16 protein-coding genes are annotated in these 20212 nt (G+C 59.6%); all 16 read left to right on the top strand.

All coding sequences use genetic code 11. The features are described from left to right. Complete coding sequence (locus D1646_RS11290) at positions 1 to 558, top strand: hypothetical protein (RefSeq protein ID WP_160636551.1); 558 nt, start codon at positions 1 to 3, stop codon at positions 556 to 558. Then, a complete protein-coding gene (locus D1646_RS11285) occupies positions 558 to 1571 on the top strand; it encodes a hypothetical protein (protein WP_243154134.1) in 1014 nt (337 codons plus the stop codon). The genes D1646_RS11290 and D1646_RS11285 overlap by 1 nt, the downstream gene beginning before the upstream one ends. Then, a complete protein-coding gene (locus D1646_RS11280) occupies positions 1564 to 2733 on the top strand; it encodes a DUF4240 domain-containing protein (RefSeq protein WP_160636550.1) in 1170 nt (389 codons plus the stop codon). Before D1646_RS11285 ends, D1646_RS11280 begins: the two co-directional genes overlap by 8 nt. Then, a complete protein-coding gene (locus tag D1646_RS11275) occupies positions 2734 to 4032 on the top strand; it encodes a DUF4314 domain-containing protein (protein ID WP_160636549.1) in 1299 nt (432 codons plus the stop codon). Then, positions 4025 to 5245: an antirestriction protein ArdA gene (locus tag D1646_RS22705; RefSeq protein ID WP_201754645.1), complete on the top strand. Its 1221-nt coding sequence runs from the start codon at positions 4025 to 4027 to the stop codon at positions 5243 to 5245. The genes D1646_RS11275 and D1646_RS22705 overlap by 8 nt, the downstream gene beginning before the upstream one ends. Continuing rightward, a complete protein-coding gene (locus tag D1646_RS11265) occupies positions 5245 to 6666 on the top strand; it encodes a hypothetical protein (RefSeq protein ID WP_160636548.1) in 1422 nt (473 codons plus the stop codon). Before D1646_RS22705 ends, D1646_RS11265 begins: the two co-directional genes overlap by 1 nt. 14 nt (positions 6667 to 6680) lie before the next feature. Continuing rightward, positions 6681 to 7307 (top strand): hypothetical protein, encoded by a 627-nt coding sequence (locus D1646_RS11260; protein WP_160636547.1) that lies wholly within the window; start codon positions 6681 to 6683, stop codon positions 7305 to 7307. A 295-nt stretch (positions 7308 to 7602) separates the two neighbouring features. Continuing rightward, a complete protein-coding gene (locus D1646_RS11255) occupies positions 7603 to 7929 on the top strand; it encodes a hypothetical protein (protein ID WP_160636546.1) in 327 nt (108 codons plus the stop codon). A gap of 8 nt (positions 7930 to 7937) precedes the next feature. Continuing rightward, positions 7938 to 8807 (top strand): DNA adenine methylase, encoded by an 870-nt coding sequence (locus tag D1646_RS11250; protein ID WP_160636566.1) that lies wholly within the window; start codon positions 7938 to 7940, stop codon positions 8805 to 8807. A 22-nt stretch (positions 8808 to 8829) separates the two neighbouring features. After that, positions 8830 to 9336 carry a hypothetical protein gene (locus tag D1646_RS11245; RefSeq protein ID WP_160636545.1) on the top strand — a complete coding sequence of 169 codons (507 nt, stop codon included), beginning with the start codon at positions 8830 to 8832 and terminating at the stop codon, positions 9334 to 9336. Further along, positions 9326 to 10084, top strand: a complete 759-nt coding sequence (locus D1646_RS11240) for a DUF3849 domain-containing protein (RefSeq protein ID WP_160636544.1) — start codon at positions 9326 to 9328, stop codon at positions 10082 to 10084. Before D1646_RS11245 ends, D1646_RS11240 begins: the two co-directional genes overlap by 11 nt. 37 nt (positions 10085 to 10121) lie before the next feature. Then, a complete protein-coding gene (locus D1646_RS11235; protein ID WP_016323227.1) occupies positions 10122 to 10490 on the top strand; it encodes a SpoVG family protein in 369 nt (122 codons plus the stop codon). A gap of 14 nt (positions 10491 to 10504) precedes the next feature. Continuing rightward, positions 10505 to 11539: a cell wall anchor protein gene (locus D1646_RS11230; RefSeq protein WP_160636543.1), complete on the top strand. Its 1035-nt coding sequence runs from the start codon at positions 10505 to 10507 to the stop codon at positions 11537 to 11539. A 36-nt stretch (positions 11540 to 11575) separates the two neighbouring features. Continuing rightward, positions 11576 to 12430: a class D sortase gene (locus tag D1646_RS11225; RefSeq protein WP_160636565.1), complete on the top strand. Its 855-nt coding sequence runs from the start codon at positions 11576 to 11578 to the stop codon at positions 12428 to 12430. A 127-nt stretch (positions 12431 to 12557) separates the two neighbouring features. After that, positions 12558 to 13337, top strand: coding sequence for a CAP domain-containing protein (locus D1646_RS11220; protein WP_160636542.1), 780 nt, complete (start codon positions 12558 to 12560; stop codon positions 13335 to 13337). A 75-nt stretch (positions 13338 to 13412) separates the two neighbouring features. Then, positions 13413 to 20192: a SpaA isopeptide-forming pilin-related protein gene (locus D1646_RS11215; protein WP_160636541.1), complete on the top strand. Its 6780-nt coding sequence runs from the start codon at positions 13413 to 13415 to the stop codon at positions 20190 to 20192. Positions 20193 to 20212: the final 20 nt, after the last annotated feature.

Genomic DNA, 20212 nt, shown 5'->3' with positions numbered 1-20212 from the left:
ATGAGTGAATCAGATCGGATTTTTTACCCCAAAGCTGCGCTGAAACAATGGCTTGGCCGCGGAGCCCCCCAATCTTCTTATAATCTGGATGAGTTTCTGAAACTGATTGAGCCGACCTATCAGGCGTATGAGGAGTACATCCGAAGATGTGTTGCCGGTCTGACTACAGTCGCCGCACAGCGGGCGGCGCTCCATCAGGAGGAAGATATCACAAAACTGCGGGAGATTATTCTGAAATTGGTGCCATTCTGGGGCTTGGATGGAGGCGCCTACGCGGATAAAGAAACCTCCATCCAGCTGGAACGGCGGTACAGAGAATCATTTGACCAGGCCGTGTCAGCCGCGCGGAGATCCGGTCAGGCTCCCGCGCTGCCAGACAGCGCCAAAAATGATATTTTAATCGCATTGGAAATTCACCGTCAGGAGTTGGAAATCGACGGCGAACTGGATGACTGGATCGAGGAATGTGTGTCTCTGCAAAGACAGCTGCGGTCAGAGTGGCAGATGGACGCTGATCGCTCCCAGCAGACAGCGCCGGCAATGGAGGGTATGAGCTGATGAAAGACCTTGTTCAATGTACGGTTTCCCGCAATGATTTCCAGCGGTGGCTGGACTGGGGAAACGCGCCTTTGACAATCTGTACGGATGAGAAAGCCGTCACGATGCTCCTCAAAATCGAAAAAAAGCCGGTTGACTATCTGTACCAGACTGCCGTGGAAGCAGATGGCTGTATCTCCTGGAAAAACGGCCTGACGTTTTGCGGTGTACACGACATCGGAAAAAAGACACTGTATCTGACGAAGGGCCTGTCAACTATTCTTATAGACGGGCAGGCCCCGTTTGCGGCCAGGGCCATCCCCTCTATGGTGGATGAAATATGCGCCAAAATCAATCAGCGCGTGGAGGAGATCATCGCGAATGACCGTAGCAACCTCCCCACACAGATAGTCTCCAGCGGACAAGCGAAGCGCGATCTTCAGTATTATCAGGACTACGGCGCCAAAGAAACGGTAATCTGCCAAATTTTTGCCAACCAGGCGCCAGATGGGCAGTTCCACAGCGACTATATTCTGAATGAACTGCCGGAGGCCGCTTTTATGGCCTGGCTCCAGGACCCGGAGGGCTTCATTGAGACAGAGGCGGAGCAATATATAAAAATAAACCAGGAGAAATTTCTCCTGCAATTTCTGAAAGATGACGCTCTGTTAGCGGAATATCAGGCGCTGATGCAGGATACCGAAAATCCCATCCATCGAATGAAAGCCATCACAGAGGCGTTAAAAGCCAGCGGCGCTAAAACGGTGACCGTTACGGTTGAGAAAGATGGCAAGGAACTGACTTTCAAGACGGCGGCAAACTCCCTGACAGGCCATAGGAATTATTACAGCACCTATGATATCCCCGCACAGGACCGCCGTGAGTTTGAGCGGCTGTTTGGCCGCAGCGCCGATTACTGCGCGGAGGACATCATCCGAATCACCTACGGAAAAAAGACGCTTTACGAGGCTCCGCCTATCCAGGCTGAGGATATGGCGGAACGTATTGAAATGGGAGGAATGCAGCTTGGATAACAGAGAACAGACATCGCCGGCCCAGGGCGAAAACACCCGCGGCTATACCGTCGATGAACTTCTCGCTCAGATGGAGCCGCAGTATCAGGCATATAAAAACACGATGCGCCAGTGCATCGCTGGCCTGACGGAACACGCCGCCCGGCTTGCCGCACAGGGTCAGGAAGAACAGCTGCCCACATTCCGCAGACTGCTCACAGATATGGCTGAGTTCTGGGGATTGGCTGAGGATGACACACCCAAGGGATACCGGGAGATGGTGGAGCAAATCGGCAGTACATTCGATCAGGCGGTATCCGCCGCCAGAGACTCCGGCGGCGCGCCTGAGCTGAGTGAACAGACCAGACAGAATATCCTCAGCGGCTTGGAACTCTACGCCCAGGAGATGCGGGCCAACGATGAGGAGCTGGAACAGTGGGCAGCGGAATGCGACAGCCTTGCGGGAGGCCTGAAGAAACAGTGGTATCCGGCGCAGCCGGGGATGGAAATGAGCAAGTCCGATTTCTGGGAGCTGATCGCCGGAGCAAAGAAAGAATGCGGTCAGAATATGGACGCATCCAGCCAGTGGCTGGCCGGGCAGCTCATTGCCCGCGGCCCCCAGCAGACACAGGACTTCCACGACATTCTGAACGGATACCTGAATCTATCGTATCAATACGGACTGTGGACCGCCGCCTCGCTGATGTGTGAAAACGGCTGCTCAGACGACGGCTTCATCGACTTCCGGGCATGGCTCATCGCCCAGGGCGAGGAGGTCTACATGGCGGCGTTGGCTGATCCGGACTCTCTGGCAGATGTGGAAGCCTATGGAGGCTGCCAGTTTGAGGAATTACTCTACACTGGAAACGAAACGATGAAGCATTTGACCGGCAAGGACGCCTATGAAAACACAGACCCGGACGCATACAAAGCACTGACAGCCGCGTTAAAAAAAGATATCGTCTATGGCGAAGGTGTCAACTATCCTTACGAATGGGATGAGATCGAGGCGTATTTTCCTCGCCTGTGCGAAAAATACCTGGAACCGGGCGCTGTGGAGTTCCATCTGAAGTCTCATCACACAATTTGGTTCTCCGACTGTCCGGACATTCAAAAGGCGCGTGAGGGCGGGCCCCCGCAGAGGAACGGGCCGCAAACTGATATAAAAATGGAGGGAATGTAAATGGACCGGATACCAAAAGAATGGCTGGATTTTCTGCGGGAACAGTTTCCAGTGGGCAGCCGGATCAAGCTCCGCGAGATGAAAGACGACCCCCACCCGGTGGAGCCGGGGAGCATGGGGACGCTGAAGGGCATCGACGACGCCGGCCACTTTCTGGTGAACTGGGACAGTGGCCGCAGCCTGAACCTGGTGCTGGGGGCGGACAGCTTCTCTGTCCTGCCCCCGCCCCTCCAGACGCTGAAGCTGTACGCCCCCATGACCGCGGAACTCTTTGAACCCGATGAATACGGCGGAATGGATGAGGATGGTACTCCTTTGGACGGGCGGGATCTTCGCCACTACGCGGACAGCATCCTGGCCGCCCTGATCCGGGAACGGATGCCGGAAGAAGCGGAGCGCGGCATTATGCACTGGTACGGCAAAGATGATGCCGTGGATCGCAAGGTCCGCTCTGCTCTCTTCACTACAGAGGAACGGGAAGGCCGGCTCTGGGCGGTAGTGGAGTGCAAGGCAGCAGAAGCGCTGACCCCTGTGGAACTGGACACTTTGACTGATTATCTGAGCGGGCAGATGTCTGATGGCTGGGGCGAGGGCTTTGAGCAGCGTGATATTGGCATCGGAGATGGCTGTGAGCTGTATGTCCACCTGTGGCAGAGCAAGAACTGGAGCATCATGCCGGAGCAGGACCGCTTCGATCCCCACTTCTCTGAGCGGCTCCCGGATATGTGCTTCTCTGTCCTGCCGGAGGATGACTCCCTGATCTGCATTACCAGAGGCGCCGGCTATCAGGTGTCGGAGAACAGCAGTGAGAAACCCGGTCTGAACCGGCACATAGCGGACTACCGCAATCAATGCCGCGGAATCAGCAAGGCTCAAGAGCAGGCCATGCTGGGAGGCTGCCTGCGTGGCTGGGACTCCCCCGCTGCTGATCCCAGGCACCACATCCAGGAACAGGCGCTGATGAAAAAAGCGGCTTCTGAACAGAAGTTGGCGGAGGGACTGCCGGAACTGTGCTTTTCCGTCCTGCCAAGCACTGGGGCGCTCATCTGTATCAAACGGGGCGAGAGCGGCTATTACCCCTCGGACTGGGATACCGGCGTCCCCGCCCAGAACCGGGAGCTGGCGGACTACAACAACCAGCGTCTCGGCGTCACCGGCGCCCAGCGGCTGGCAATGGAGGCCGGGTCTATGCATGGCTGGGACTGCCCTGCCGCTGATCCCAGGACCTATGAGCAGACCCTCCAGTCCCCCACTGATATGGAGGCTGGAGCGCCGATGGGAGGGATGACTCTTGGATAAGGTATTCCATATCCGCACATTCAGCAGCCCCAACGGAGCCTATCAGGAAGTGGAGCTGGATCTGCCAGCCACGGATTACGAACTTCTCGACGCGATGGAACAGCTCCGGCTGGAGGACGGAAAGCACCCATATCTGGAGTTCCATGCTGTCGAGGAATACGACTACTTGAACGAGCGCATTCAGGAGACAGACATCTTCCCGCTCAATGCCCTGGCCAAGCGGCTGGCAGAGCTGGACACGCGAGGTATGGCCGTCTTCGAGGGGCTGGTCTGCATGGATATTCAGAAAGGCGTGGAAACGATCCCCATTGGCAGCCTGATCGACTATGCCCACAGCGGGGACTGCTGCCATGTGGTGGAGGATGCTGTGACCGATGAGGAGTTGGGCAGGTTCCTTGTGGAGAACGGGTTTATCCCGGAAACAGACGCCATTCCGGATGCCGCGCTTGAACTGCTGGACTACGCGCAGATTGGGAAGAATCATCGGGAGGCGGAGGGCAGTACATTTACCGGCTTCGGCTATGTGGAGCGGCACAGCGAACCGCGTCAGATTTACAAAACCTTGGATCTCACGCCGAAAAAGCCCGCGTACACCATCCTGGCTGAGACATTTGACGGAAACCGGGTGGAGTTCCCATACCCGGCCAACGCTCCCATGGGGACGGAGCCGGTGCGCTGTGTGGACTGCACCGCGCCGTCACTCATCGGTCTGACCGCTGGAATGGAAACTGTGGACCTGCTGGCCCGCAGACTGGCAGGTCTGGAGCCGAAGGCCCTGACCGCTTACAAGGCCCTGCTGGAAGCCACAGATTGCAAGGACATCCTGAGCGCCGGGGCGCTCATGGACTCGCTGGACAACTATGTCTTCTCCCCCCAGTACAGCTCCCCCATCGAAGTGGCGAAGGGGGAGCTTTCTCTTATCCTCTGTGAGCCGGACGCGGCGACACTCGCCCCACACCTGAATCTATACCAGTACGGACAGGCGCTGATCGAAAAGTGCGGCGGCGTTCTGACTCCCTATGGCCTGATTGAGCCACGGGGTCCCCACATGAGCCCAGCGGAGCGGGTCATGTGGGGAGCGGAAGAGCAAGGGAGTGAACGGAGTTTTCGCCTTCAGGCGGAAACGGAGGTGAACGGACTTTGCGATGACGCTGGACAGCCTGTCCAGGGTATGGAAGAAAGCCCTCAGCAGGGCGGAATGGAGATGATGTGATGATGAATGATTTCAAAGAATTCCTGGAACTGCCCGGTACGCCCCAGGAACAGGAGTGGCTGAAGGAGCGGCTGGAGACGTTGAGCGTCTGGGAGAGTTATGCCCTCGCCGCCGTCTCGATGGGGTATCCGCCCGAAAAGGCGGCTGACGCCATCAACAGTATTTTGAGCCTGCCCGACTGCACGCTCCATCCGGCTGGGAGCTATGAGGATTTGGGCAAGTACAGCCAGAAAGGAGCGGCCAGCCTGCCGGAGGACGTCCTGCCCTATGTGGATTTTGATCACATCGGGCAGGAGTTTGAGGATGAGCACCCCGGACTGTTCATCGGAGGCTATTATGTGGAGTATCCGAAAAGGGCAGCAGAACCAGCTTACTCCGGAAAAAATGCGTTTTTGCCGGAGGACAGTGATTGGAGCGTCAAGCTGAAGCTGGCCTCCCCTGCGGTCCCCGAGGGCGTGTGGCTCCGGCTGCCGGGATATGACGGCAAAATGGTGGAGGACGCGGACGAGGTCGTGCTGGCACTGGACGAGCTGCGGGTCAAGTCTCTGGAGGACTGCACTCTGCTGGAAGCCCGGTGCATTCTCCCCGAGGCCGGAGACCTTACGAAGCAGTATTCCAGCATTACCGATCTGGTTCGGGATGGGGATAATCTCGGCTATGTTCTGGCTGAGCAGGGCCAGGGCAAAGCGCACTGGCTGGACAAGTTTGCCGCCGCTTTGGAGTATGAAGACTGCCGTACTCTGAAATTTGCCCTGGACATCTCACAAAACCTCCACTGCTATGAGTGGATACCAAGCAGCAGAATAAAGGAGTTTGCTGTAAACAACCTCCGCTCCTGTGGTGTGTCGGAAGAACTGATCCGGTCCGGCAATATTGATCTGGACGCCTATGCGGAAGATCTGCTGGAGAGGTCCGGATACATGGAGACCGGCAGTGAAACCGGCTATCTGACGCGCAACGGCAAGGAATTTGTCCGTGATCTTACTGCCCCGGCCCAGCAGGATGTGCTGAAAGCCGTCCCCATGCTGGAGAAGATGTCCAGCCAGGCCGCCCCGGAGGATGCTGCCGCAGCCAGAGCCGCCATTGCGGAGGCTCTGGCCGGGCGCGGCGAATGCGGCCTCCGGCAGCTCCAGGCGGCGATGGAATCGGAGGACTGTGCCAGTCTGGAGGAGGCGGTGGAGATCGCCGGCCGCCTGGACAGCTATGAGTTCGTAGAGATCGGCAGCTTCCGGGAGAAGGCAGAGAAAGAACTGTTGGAGAAGGGCCTGGACAAAAAGGTGATCGACCGCTGCGTCGACTTCACCGCCTACGCCGCCCTGACCCACGAGTTCGAGAGCATCTACACATCCGGCAGCACCGGACTGTACGTCCACAGGAATGAGGCCATGTCCCCGCCTGAGCAGGGCATGACCATGCAGTGAAAGGAAGAGGTAAATTGTTACTGATCGAGCCTGGAAAGCCCCGTGTGCGGCATTTTATCATGGGGCACATGCGAAACCCCGGATCGCCGCTCTCAAGAAAACTCCAGTCCTGTCCCGCGCTGGCCTGTATTGCCGGAAATATCCCTCCGAAAAAACTCAAGGGCTGGAACTTTTCAGATGAGTTCTATCACGCGCGGTTCAAGGAGATCCGGCTTTGTCTGCACGGACTCATCGGACATGGGGCCTGTCTCGCCGCTCATGGCAGCGGTGAACAACTCCCTGCCCTGCGGGATTTTATCTGCGGTCTTGCGGCGTTTTGGCCTGACCCCTTCGAAGAGGACGATGATCCAGTGGTGCGGGAAGAACACTATGGCGCCCTCTTTGATGATGCGGTATCCGCCGCCCAAAACGGAGTAGATATGCCGGAACTGAGTGAGGGCAGGAAAGAAAATATTATTATCGGGCTGGAGAACTATATCATTGACTTGGCAGACCAGTTCTCCGAAATCAATCAGGAAGCGTTGGACAGCGGGCTTGGAGCCTGTGAGTCCATCGCGGCGGGTTTCCAGGAGATGTGGACCGATCCTGTCCACACCCGGAGAGTGGAAACCATACAAACGCCCAGCCAGGTACTCACCTGAGCAGGGCATGACCATGCAGTGACTGGACCGCCAGCGGAAAGGAGTGGTGTTCCATGGGCACAGCCTATGCCAGACAATCAAGTCAATAACAATATCAGCATCAAGGGGCCGTTTTACCGAAAGGGACAAGCGGCTCCTTCGTCGTCGCAAGCTCCATATCCCTCGCTTCCGGGCGAGGCCCGAAAGCTCGCTCATTCCGCTGCTTCTCCTCTCCCCACGGGACCCGCTTCGTGGGCTCCCGTGGGGTTCCCGCTTGTGCTCTTTTTCGGAAAAACGGCCCCGGAAAGGAGGAATCATGGAGGATAAACAGCTGGCCGAATATCTGCGGCAGTACCATCTGGGCGAGGGCGGCGCCGCTACCAGCCGGGAACTGGAGCGGATCTTCTCCGTCCGTGGCAAGGAACTGCGGGACGCGGTCAACCGGCTCTGGCGCAGGGGCATCCCCATCGCCAGCAGCTCCAACGGCTACTTTTATGCCGCCGCGGAGCAGGAGGTGCGCGCCACCATCGCCCACATGACTCACCGGATCAGCGGCATTGCCGCCGCCATCCGGGGCCTGAACCGGTCGCTGGAGAAGTTCGATACCGCCCAATTCCGTATCCCGGGAGGTGACAGCCCTTGAACAGCTTCATGAGCTGGGTGGGGGGCAAAAAGGCGCTGCGGGAGGAGATCGTGCGACGGTTCCCGCTGTCCTATGAGCGATACATCGAGGTGTTCGGGGGCGGCGGCTGGGTGCTGTTCCACAAGCCCCCCGGCAGGGATTTTGAGGTCTACAACGACTTCAACAGCCTCCTCGCCAACCTGTACCGCTGCGTCCGGGACCGGCATGAGGAGCTGATCGACTCCCTGCGGTATGTCCTCAATTCCCGTGAGGACTTCGAACTGATCAAACAGGCGCTGGCGCGGGATAAGGTGAATTTGCCCGAAGGGCAAAGAGAGGACGCCCTGGGGCGCAGCCCCGCCAGCGATGTGCAAAGAGCGTCCTGGTTCTATCAGATCATCCGCTACAGCTACGCCTCGGCCCTCACCAGCTACGGCAGCCAGCCCCACGATATGCGGGCTAACTTCCCGCTCATCGAGCAGGCCCACCGGCGTCTGAAGGATGTGGTGGTGGAGAACAAGGACTTTGAGAAGCTCATCCGGCAGTATGACCGCCCGGTGAGCCTCTTTTACTGTGATCCCCCCTACCACGCCACCGAGGGGTACTACCAGAACATCGGGGAGGACGGATTCACAGAGAAGGACCACATCCGTCTGCGGGACGCCCTTCTGTCCATTGAGGGGAAGTTCCTGCTCTCCTACAACGACGACGCCTTTGTCCGGGAGCTGTACGATGCCCCCGGCATCCAGATCGAGGCGGTCACCCGGCTGAACAACATCAAGCAGCGGTACGACCCCAACTGCCAGTTTGCCGAGGTGTTCATCGCCAACTATGACATGACCGAGCGGCAGCGTGCCGCCACACAGCTGAACCTGTTTGATTTCGGACAGGAAATTTAATCAGAAATCGGAGGAATATCACATGAAATTCATCAAAGAGATCACCCCCAAGGGACTCCTGCTCCCGGTGACCGCCGCACGGCTGGCCGGGTTCAACGCCGGCGACAAGGTGGAGTACCACACCCTGGATGGGGCCATGCTGGTGCTGAAAGGGCGGATGAGCGCGCCGGAGCTGCTGGCCGTTGTCCAACAGCTCACGAGCACGTCGGCCCAGCTGCTCCACCACCTGTCGGAGGTCTGCGGCCCCTGTGAGGACTGTGATAAGGACAGCTGCCCCTACAACGACTTCGAGGAGGAAGCCGTTCAGGTGAACGAGTATCTGCGGGAGGCCGCCGGCATCCCCGATGGGGCCAAGCTGTGCGCCGAGGTGGACGAGGAGGCCCACACCATCACGGTTCTGGCGGCGGAACACCGCTATGACCTGCGGGACCTTCCGGCGGATCTGCTGGAGACCTTCATGGTGGTGGGCGCCTGCCTGGGCAGGCTGGAGGAGCATCTGATCGCGGAGGATACCGTCTATGGCGGCTGATTTTCCCTATCTGTACCCCTACTCCCGCGCCGACGCCCGCCGTCTGAGGCAGACGCAGATGCACGAGGACAGCTTTCAGGTGAATGTGGACTGCGCCAGAGCCATTGAGCAGGCGGTCCGGGATTATTTCAATGAGGCGGACGAGTTGCTGGCCGAGGGCTGCGCCCAGTCTGTGCTGGAACAGTTCGGCTTCAAGCGGGTGAACTTTGTCCTCGCCAACTCCCTGCAAGAGTTCCATAAGTCGGTCTGCAAGTATCTGGTCAGCGATGAGACCTACCAGTGGGGCAGGAAAACCTTCGTTCCCCCGGACGGCAAGTATAACCGCTACTATGCGGTGGATACCGCCGCGGCACTGCTGGAGTCGTTCATCGGACAGGCCGGGGACGCATACCAGGCGCTGGGGCTGTTCGGCCTGGAACACTGTGCCGGTAACCCGCTGGAGCAGAACTACAAGGGCAAAGTGCTGGTGATGCGTCCCGACACGCTCCGGGAGAGCTGCTGGGACCCCCGCAATATGCTCTGGCTGGCGGAAGGCGGCTTTGGCTGTTCTCCCCACGCCAGAGGTCAGGCGGTCTACGCCACCTGCCTGGGCGACGGCGAAAAGACCCGCTGGAACCGCTCCGACTTCGCTGGCGTTCTGGATGAGAAGTATCTGCCGGACTGGGCGCGGGAGAAGCTGGAGGAGCTTCGCACTCCCCAGCAGGAACAGGACACCGGGCCCGCCATGGGCGGCATGACCATGGAGTAATTCCATTTTACCAAAAATTTTTGAGGAGGAACCGACAATGAAACAGGCCCCTGACCCGACCCTCACATCTCAGCGGGAGACCCTCCCCATGCAGGTGGATGTGAAAATCCACTCCCTCCACGCCAGCGGTCCCGTCCTGGCGGACGCCTCCGTTAACCTGAACGGGTGCTTCGCTATCCGGGGCGTCAAGGTGGTGGAGGGCAGCAACGGCCCCTTCGTCTCCATGCCCAGCTACAAGGGCAGGGACGGCTACAAGGACATCTGCTTTCCCTGTACGAAGGAGTTCCACCAGCAGTTCCATCAGGCAGTGCTGGACGCCTATCAGCAGACTCTGGCTCAGATCCCCCAGCGCCAGCAGGAGGGCCAGAGCCAGGATGCTCCGCCCGCCCCGGAAATGAAAATGTAGAGGAGGAAACGACTATGAAGAAACTGACCACAGTCTGCGCCCTGGCATTGGCGCTGACCATGGCCCTTGCTCCCGCCGCTTACGCGGCGGAGTGGGCGGGGGTACCCCATGCGAGCCCAGCAACGCGGGTCGCATGGGGAACAGAGGAGCAAGGGAGCGAGCATAGTTTTCGCCGTCAGGCGGAAACGGAGCAGAGCGGACTTTGCGACGATGTGGTCTGCTACCCCAGCTCTGTCACCCAGAGTGAGGACGGAACTGAGATCCGCAAGTTCTACGATCTGTCCCCGGAGGACGATCCCACCGGCATCCCCCGCTCGGACTTCGAGCAGGACGGATACCACTACACCCTGGTGGATCTGCTCAAGCAGGAACTTCCGGAGCATGAGAGCCGCCAGCACACCGAGACGGTGACGCTGGACAGTAAAAACAAGGATATGGCCTCTGTGCTGGCCCTGCTGCCCCAGGAGAAGGCGTTCATCACCGACGACGGCCTCGCCGGGACGCTGACCCTGCGGCTGGATACGGTGCAGGTGGAGGTGGCCGGCTACGGCAGCTCCACCAAGCAGGTCTCCGCCACCCGGACCTATCCCAATCTGGCGGGACAGGACACCCAGTACATCCCCAAGACCATCCAGGACGGCGGGCGCACTCTGACCCTCCAGGACGTCAGCTGGCAGACGGACAACACGGGAAGTCTGGACGGCTACGCCCTGGGCGACCGCTACACCGCCGTGGCCACCTACACCGGCAGCGCCACCAGCAGCTATGTCAAAGGCTATACCGTCACCGCCGACTACACTGGGACAGTCAGCAGAATCGCCCTGAACAAGACCCGGTATGTGGCAATTTTCGAGGGGACGCCCCTCCAGCCTGTGGAGCCTGTGGGCGACGGTCTGGAGGCAACCGATCCGGCCCCCGCCGCCAGCTTCAACTGGCCGCTCCTGCTGGCGCCTCTGGGCCTCATCGCCGCGGCTGGCGGCGGCATCGGGATCGCCCTGTTCCTCAAACGGCGCAGTGAGCTGGCCGAGGGCGGCGATGAGGATGCATAATTCCAAACCCGTAATCAGAAAGGACTGGTGAATGTGATGAAGAAGAAACTGACCATGCTCCTCCTGGCTCTGTGCATGATGGCCTCCACGATGGCGACCGCCTATGCCGCGGAACCTCTGGAGTACACGATTGACGGCACTGGCGACCCGGAGTACGGCAAGGCCACGTCCATCGAGGTGGTGCATACCCCTGGCGGCGGCGCTATGAAGAATGAGGATGTGAGTAAGAACGCCGCTCTCGCCCCGCCCGCCTTCGGCAGCTACAGCGCCGACACCCTGCACACCGGCACGCCCCTCACTCCCAATCTGGCTCCCGGCTATCAGCCCACCTCCGGAGCCATTATCAACGGCAGCGCCGGTGTCATCCAGCCTCCCGCCATGGGCGGCAGTATGGGAACGGATTCCGGCAGCGGCTCCGTCTATGTCCCCGGCTCGTCCTCGGTGACAGTGACCAACCCCGGCAGTGCCTCCGGCGGCTACACGGCGGTAACGGACGATCTCTATTATTCCGGAGGACACTTGGGCACGCTGAAGATCCCCGCCATTGGCCTGAGCGTCAAGATCTACCAGGGTACGGACAGCGCCGCGCTGAAGAAGGGCGCGGGACACTTTGAGGACACCTCTATCTGGGATGGAAACGTGGCGCTGGCGGCCCACAATCGGGGCGTGAACAACCACTTCGGGGAGATCCACACGCTGGAGGTGGGCGATACCATCTCCCTGACCACACGGCTGGGGACCCGAACCTATGAGGTGACCAGTGTCTCCAAGGTGAGTGAGACAGACCGCAGTGCCCTCGCCGCCTCCACCACCAACATGATCACGCTTTATACCTGTGTCCGTGACCAGCGTGACCAGCGGTGGTGCGTCCAGGGTGTGGAAATTAGCTAATATGCTTCGTTTTCACCCGCTCGTTTCTCCATTTTGGATTGCATTTTCTTCTCGACTTTTGGTCTCCATTCCGATATTGTATTGCTTGCAAAAGCACCACAAAATACGGAATACAGGAGGAAAAAGTATGACCAGCATGAAAAAACGCATTGCCGCCTCACTGACGGCAGCCACCCTCACCATTGGGCTCACCGTCCCCGCCACGGCAGCGGAAGCGCCCGACGAACCCATCCGGGTGAGCAGCTACAAGGGCAGTACCCTGGAGACGGGAGAGCGAAGCGGCCTGATCATCGGCCCCAGCGGGACCGACTACACCGTCACCTCCAGCGACCCGGACACGGTAGCGGTGGAGCAGGTGCTGACCTTCTGGGTGGCTGTCGCAAAGGGGGCGGGGACTGCGGAGATCACCGCATCCAACAGCGCCGGGGAATGCGGGAGCATGACGCTGACGATCGGCTCCGCCGCCCCCGCCGCGCCGGAAGCTCCCGCCAGCATGGACAGCGCCAGCCTGACGGACAACCTGGAGATTCGGCAGGAGATGATCCGGCTGATCAACCAGACCCGCAAGGCCAACGGCGTGTCGGAGCTGCCGGTCAGCGAGGCCCTGATGACCGCCGCCCAAGCCTGCTCCGACCGGCGCTACACCTGGCATCACGCCGCAGAGGAGGGCCAAGCCGCCGCTGACGCCGGCTACCCCTACGGTTTCGGTGACAACCTCACCGTGTTCACCGGCACAGACGACGCCGCCCGGCGCGCCGTCGACAACTGGATCAACTCTCCCGGTCACTTCGAGACCATGATCGACTCAAGATGCGACTGCATCGGCGTGGGTGTGACCCAGTACGACGGCATCACCTACTGCTACATGTTCGTCGGAATCCCAAACAGCGTCAATTTTTATGCGTAAGCGAAAATAAAACCAAAACGGCCTTCCAGCGCAAGCTGGAGGGCCGTTTTCTGTCAAAAAGGAGGCTGACAAGCTATGAAAAAGTTCTATTTTCCCCGAACCCGCCTGATCGCGGCTCTGCTGGCCCTGGTCTGCGTGCTGGGCCTGCTCCCCGGCACAGCCCTCGCCGCCACGCCAGACACCATCAAGATGGACGACTGCACCCACAATGGGGTCAAGTATGAGTCCCCGGCTCTGGGTACCTGCCATCTGCACCAGATGCACTTTGGACTTAACGGAAAGAGCACCATGGGCTTCTGTGCCGAGAAGGGCAAGGGCATGGGCTGGTCACTGGAGGGCCACACCTGGGGGAGTCCCAAGCCGGTCAACGACCCCACCGTCAAAACCATGATGGCGTACTTCTACGCCCACTCCACCGGCGTCTTTACTGATCAAGCCAAGGCTTTGGGTGTAGATGATGTGTGGGACAGCAACTACGCATGGACGATGAACTCCTGGACCCAGGCCATCGTCTGGCGCTACAAGGCCGGTCTGCTGTCCGACCCCGTGGTTGCCTGCGCTGAGGAACTGCTGTGCGTCTACAACAATCTGGAACACACCAATTATTCCAGTATTGACGAGACTATGGACGGCAGATCGTTCCGGGACCGGGCGCAGTATATCCTCGACCTGGGCGCGCAGGGCGTATGGGGCGACTGCGCCGTTTATGAATACGCATATGCCGGTCCCGGCTCCAGCTACCATCCGGCAAATGATGTGCAGGCCATCATGATCGGTGAACTGACCGTGACCCGTGAGCTGTATGATCTGATCATCAAAAAGGTAGACAGCACGAATCCCAACAAGGGCCTGTCGGGGGCGCGGTTCAAGGTAGCCTCCGAAAATGGTGCCTACTCCAAGGAAGTGGTGACAGGCAGCGACGGCACTGTTACCGTATCCAAGCTGGAAGCGGGCACCTACGCCGTGACGGAATTGGAAGCCCCGGAGGGTTATGAGATCGACAATCCTGGGCCTCAGTATGTTGTTCTGCCCAGCGGCAACGATAAAACTGTGACCGTCACCTTTACGGACACGCCTGAAATCACCGGCGAGGGCAGTATCCGCAAGGTGGACGCGGACGATCCCACCAGGGGCCTCGCTGGGGCGGTCATTAAAATCGAGGGCGTGGACAACGACTTCACCGGGACCTATGTCACCGGCGCGGGCGGCTATCTGACGGACGTGCCTTGGAAGGATATGCCCCTGGGCAGTTACACCGCCGAGGAGGTCACTCCCCCGGAGGGCTACACCAAAAGCCCCGATGTGAATAAGACCAAGCAGACCTTTGTATGGGACGGCAAAACTGACGTGGCCCTGGTTTTCGAGAACGACGCCAAGGTAAAGGTCAGGCTCATCAAGCTGGACGACAGCGGCAATCCCCTCCCCGGTGCTGTTTTTAACATTGTGCGTGACGGTCAGATCATCGGCACAGAGGAGACCAAGGCAGACGGCTCCATCACCGTCACCGATGTGACCGAGGGGATGTACGCTTTCGTGGAGGTGTCCGTACCGGCTCCCTGGGCCACCCTTACCGAGCCGGTGATCGCCCATGTGGATCAGGCAACTGTCAACGGCGGCGGAACGGTGACTGTGACGGCCTCCGACAAACGGCTGCCAAGCCTCACCATTCTCAAGCGGGACGCGCAGACCGGGGATGTGATCCCCAACACCCATTTTGAAATCCGCGGCATCCATTACGGCTACCACAACGATGTGACCACCGGGCCGGACGGCAGGGCGGTCCTCTCCAATATTCCTGTGGACAGCTACGAGGTGACGGAAAAGTCCGTCCCTGATCCCTATGTGGTGGGAGACGAACCCACCCAGACGATCTGGCTGGGGGCCGGAGACAGCAAGGAGCTGGTCTTTGACAACCTGAAGCAGCCTGTCCTGAAAATTTCCAAGGTAGAGCAGGGGTCCAACACCCCCATTCCCGGCACTGTGTTCACCGTGGAGGGCATCGACAGCGACTACCGCCAGGATGTGACCACCGAGGCGGACGGCTTCGCCACTCTGCGCGTCGCCCCCGGCAGCTACCGGGTCACGGAGAAGTCCGTCCCGGACCCCTACTGTCTGCCGGAGGACGAGGCCGACCGGACCCAGACCATCAGTCTGAACGGCGGCGATGAAAAGACCCTGATCTTCAAAAACAGCAAGAAGCCCCTGCTGACCCTCTCCAAGATTGACGCCGATACCGGAGTGCCTGTTCCCGGCACTGTCCTCACCGTGGAGGGGATCGACAGCGATTACAAGGATGATTGGAGAACCGGGCCGGACGGCACTGTTGCCCTCCGTGTTGATCCCGGAACCTACCGCATCACGGAGAAATCCGTCCCCGCCCCCTACTACCTGCCGGACAAGGACGCCGACCGGGTGCAGACCATCTCCCTGAACCCTGGCGATGAGAAAACGGTGGTGTTCCGCAACCACAAGACCCCGGAGCTGACCATCTTCAAGGATGACAGCGTGGCCGGCGCTCCCATTGAGGGGGCCAAGTTCCGTGTGACGTATACGTCCAACGGCGAGGCCGCGGGCGCTCCCGCCTCCATGGACTTCGGTATCTTCGTCACCGACGCCAGCGGCCAGATCAAGCTCCACGAGAAAGGAAAGAAGCTGTACCCCGGAGAATACACCGTCACCGAGGTGGAGCCTGCTCCCGGTTTCCAGATGAAGGAACCCCTCACTCAGAAGGTGATCCTCCACGGCGGCGAGAGCAAGACGCTCACTTTTTTCAATGAGCCGTTAAACGCCATTGTTGTGGAGAAGTATGACAGTGTGACCCACGAGGCCCTACCCGGCTGCACCTTCCAGCTCCGCTTTTTGGGCGGCACTTCCGGCACTGGCGGCACGGTCATCGGTACGAAGGTGACCGGGAAAAACGGGACCGCCATCTGGACCGGCCTGACTGCCGGCACCTACATCGTGGAGGAAATTGACCCGGCGGACGGCTACTCCATTATCAATGCTTCGGAAACCGTCTACATCTCCGACAAGGGTGAACAGAATGTGGTCACCGTCTCCTTCGACAACGCCCCGGACGGCATCCTGCTTATTCGGAAGGTCTGCGCCACCAACCCCAGCGTGACCCTCCAGAACGCCGAGTTCAAGGTCATGTACGCGGACGGGACCCTGATCGGCGACTCCAACGGCATCTACCGCTCCGATGAGAACGGGGAGATCCGCATCCCCGGACTGAAGCCGGGAAAGAGCGTGGTAGTCACCGAGGTCCGCGCCCCCGCTGGCTTCATCCTGGATACCCAGAGCCAGACCATCCAGATCCAGGCGGGCAAAACGGTGTCTCTTACCTTCAAAAATCAGCCGAAAGGCAGCCTGATCATCCAAAAGCGGGACAGCCAGACCGATGAGGTGCTTCCCGGCGCTGAGTTCCGTATCACAACAGCCGCCGGCTGCGAGGTGGGCCTGGATGGCGTCATTGGCTCGTCTACCCTGACACAGAACGGCATCTTCACCACCGACGCTCAGGGTGAAATCAAGATCACCAATCTGGCCCCCGGCGCTTATGTGATCAACGAAATCAAGGCCCCGGACGGCGGGTACGTCATCGACACGCCCTCCACCAACGTGGTCATCGGGCAGGGCGGAGACACCCAGACTGTGGTGATCAAAAACACCCGCAAGGGTGGTTTGATCATCGAGAAGTATGACAGCGTGACCCGTCAGCCCCTGGCTGGGGCGCAGTTCAAGGTGATGACCGCCAACGGGGAGCTGACCCCGGACAACGAGGGGATGACCTCCTCCAACGGACTCTACACCACCGACCAAAATGGTCAGATCGTTCTGTCCAAGCTGCTCCCCGGCACTTATGTGGTGTCTGAAGAAAAAGCACCGGACAATTACCGCAAGGACCCCACGCCCCAGACGGTCGTGGTCAACGCCGGAGACACCCAGACCATCCGGTTTTACGATGATCCCCTCTGCACCCTGACCATCCTGAAGCGGGACGCGGTGACCAAAAAGCCCCTGCGGGGCGCGGAGTTTATGGTGCGGGACAGCTCCGGCCATGTGATCGGCCCCAACAACGGCCTCTACACCACCGGCACAGACGGTACTGTCACCATCACCGGGCTGGCTCCCAATTCCACTGTGGTCGTCTCCGAGAAAAAGGCCCCCAACGGGTACATTTTGGACGAGACTCCCAAGAATATTGTGGTGCGCAGCGGTGTGGCCAATACCCTGATCTTTGACGATGAACCCGGCACTACGCTGATTATCCGTAAATTTATCGAGGGCACTGAGAACGAGCCGCTGTCCGGCGTGGCCTTTAAGGTTGTGGACGGTAACGGCGGCGCTGTCGGTCCGGACGATGGGATCTATTACACAGACAAGGCCGGCGAGATCGTGCTGGAGGGCATCGAACCCGGTACCACCGTGAAGGTGCGGGAGATCAAGACCGTGGAGGGCTTCGTGCTGGATGGAACGCCCCAGGATATTCTCATCAAGGGCGGCGAAGTGCAGCAGTTGACCTTCTGGAACAAGCGGGCCGGAACCCTGGTCATCCAGAAGAAAGACAGTGTGAGCGGCGCGCTCATTTCCGGCGCGCAGTTCCAGCTCACCTACGCCAACGGCGGATACGTTGATAACGACAACGGCCACCTGAGCAGCAACGGCCTCTACACCACCGATGATAAGGGCGAAATCCGCATCAACGGTGTCACCGGGACCGTGGTGGTCAAGGAGACCAAGCCCGCCCCCGGCTATATCATTGACCAGAGTACCCAGACCCAGACGGTCACCGTCAACCCCCTGGACACCCAGACCCTCACCTTCCTGAATGAACCCCTGTGCAGCCTGACCCTTACCAAGCTGGACTCCGTCACCGGCAAGCCTGTTCCCGGCACTGAGTTCACGGTCAAGGACGGTAACGGGACGATTTTGGGCCGCTACACCACCGGCAAGGATGGGACTGTCGTTGTAACGGGCCTTGTTCCCGGCAGCACTGTGGTGGTCAGCGAGAGTAAAGTCCCCAGCGGTTATGTGCTGGACACTACCCCTCAGACGATTATTGTGAAAAATGGCTCCAATTCCGTGAACAGCGGCACCGTGGGCGGAACCACCAACGTCGCCCCCGGCGGCACGGCCAATGTGGGCGGCGGAACCAATGGCGGCAACGATTTGGTGTTCGAGAATGACCCCAAGACCCGGCTGGTCATTGAGAAGTACATCACCGGCACCACCACCCCTCTGAAGGGCGTGACCTTCCTGGTCACCGAATCCAACGGGCAGGTGCTGGGCAGCGCCAACGGCGAGTACACCACCGACGAGAATGGCCGGATCGTGATCGAGGGCCTGGAACCCGGCAAGACCATCATCGCCAAGGAGATCCGCACCCTGGACGGCTACCTGCTGGACACCACCCCCAAGTCCATCCAGATCAAGGTAGGAGACGCTCAGACTTTGAAATTCTACAACACGCCTGTGGGCGGGCTGGAGCTGATCAAGGTCAACGAGGCTGACAAGAGCCAGCGAATCCCCAACACCACCTTTGAGATCCGCCGCATGGATGGCGGCTTGGTGGACACCATTACCACCGACAAGCAGGGCCGCGCCCACCTGGATCTGGATGCCGGGGACTACTACGCGGTGGAGATTGAGGCCGGCAAGGGCTTCGAGCTGGACGCCACCCCCACCTATTTCACCGTCCGGGACGGCAAAGCCACCACAGTCACCGTCACCAATCGGGCAGTCAGCGGCATCCTGATTCACAAGGTCGACAGCGTTACCAAGCAGGGCATCTACGGGGTGACCTTCCTCCTCTATGACGCCAACAAGAATCCCATCGGGCAGTACAGCAGCGATGACAAGGGCTACGTCCATATCGACGACCTGCCCGGCTCTGGCCGCTACTACCTGCGGGAGTTGGAGAATGACGGTTATCTGGTGGATACCCAGCTGAAGACGGTCTATGTCACTGATGGGACCACTACCGAGATCACCTGGGAGAACACCGCCATCACCGGGCAGATCCAGATCACCAAGACCTCTGAGGACTACAACTCCATGAACGGCTGGCCCGCCGGTACGCCTATCCCTGGTACCGAGTTCGAGATCTACCACTACCGCACCGGCAATCTGGTGGATACCATCCGTACCGATAAAAATGGTGTAGCCGTGTCCAAGCCCCTGCCCCTGGGCCGGTACAAGGTGGTGGAGTCCAAGGCCGCTGAGTTCTATGGCCTGGATAAGACGCCCATTGAGGTGGAGATCGAGCACGCCGGCCAGATCGTCAAGACGGCCATGACCAACAAAGCCCTATACACCAACGTCTCCATCAAGAAGACCGGCTACACCGAGGTCATGCCCGGCCAGCAGATCCGCTATGATTTCTCTAACATCGCCAACAATTCCACCACCGCGCTCACCAGCTTCTACTGGCGGGACACCCTGCCCGTCCAGGCGGTGCGGCTGGACAAGATCGTCACCGGTACCTACAACGTGCAGGGGAATTACAAGATTGTGTTCAAGACCAATCTCAACGGCGAGTACCGCACCATGTACGACAACCTGAGCACCATGCAGAACCATGTGCTGGACGCCTCCCCCGCCGCGCTGGGACTGGCCTCCAACGAGTACGTCACCGAGTTTATGGTTTCCTTCGGCATCGTACCCGGCAATTTCCGGCAGGTGGAGTCACCCAAGGTATACTGCAATGTGGTGTCCTGGCTCACCGGAGGGACCCAGTTCGTCAACCAGGCGGATGTAGGCGGCGTGTACAACGGTCAGTGGATCATGGCCACCAGCAGATGGGTCACCAGGGTCTACAAGCCCGCCAAGCCCCTGCCCCGCACCGGCTATTGAGCCGATCCATCCATGCTGAA

Origin of the sequence: Pseudoflavonifractor sp. 60 (genome assembly GCF_009911645.1) — a bacterium.
Classification (GTDB): domain Bacteria; phylum Bacillota; class Clostridia; order Oscillospirales; family Oscillospiraceae; genus Lawsonibacter.
This window is presented reverse-complemented; position numbering and strand designations above follow the sequence as displayed.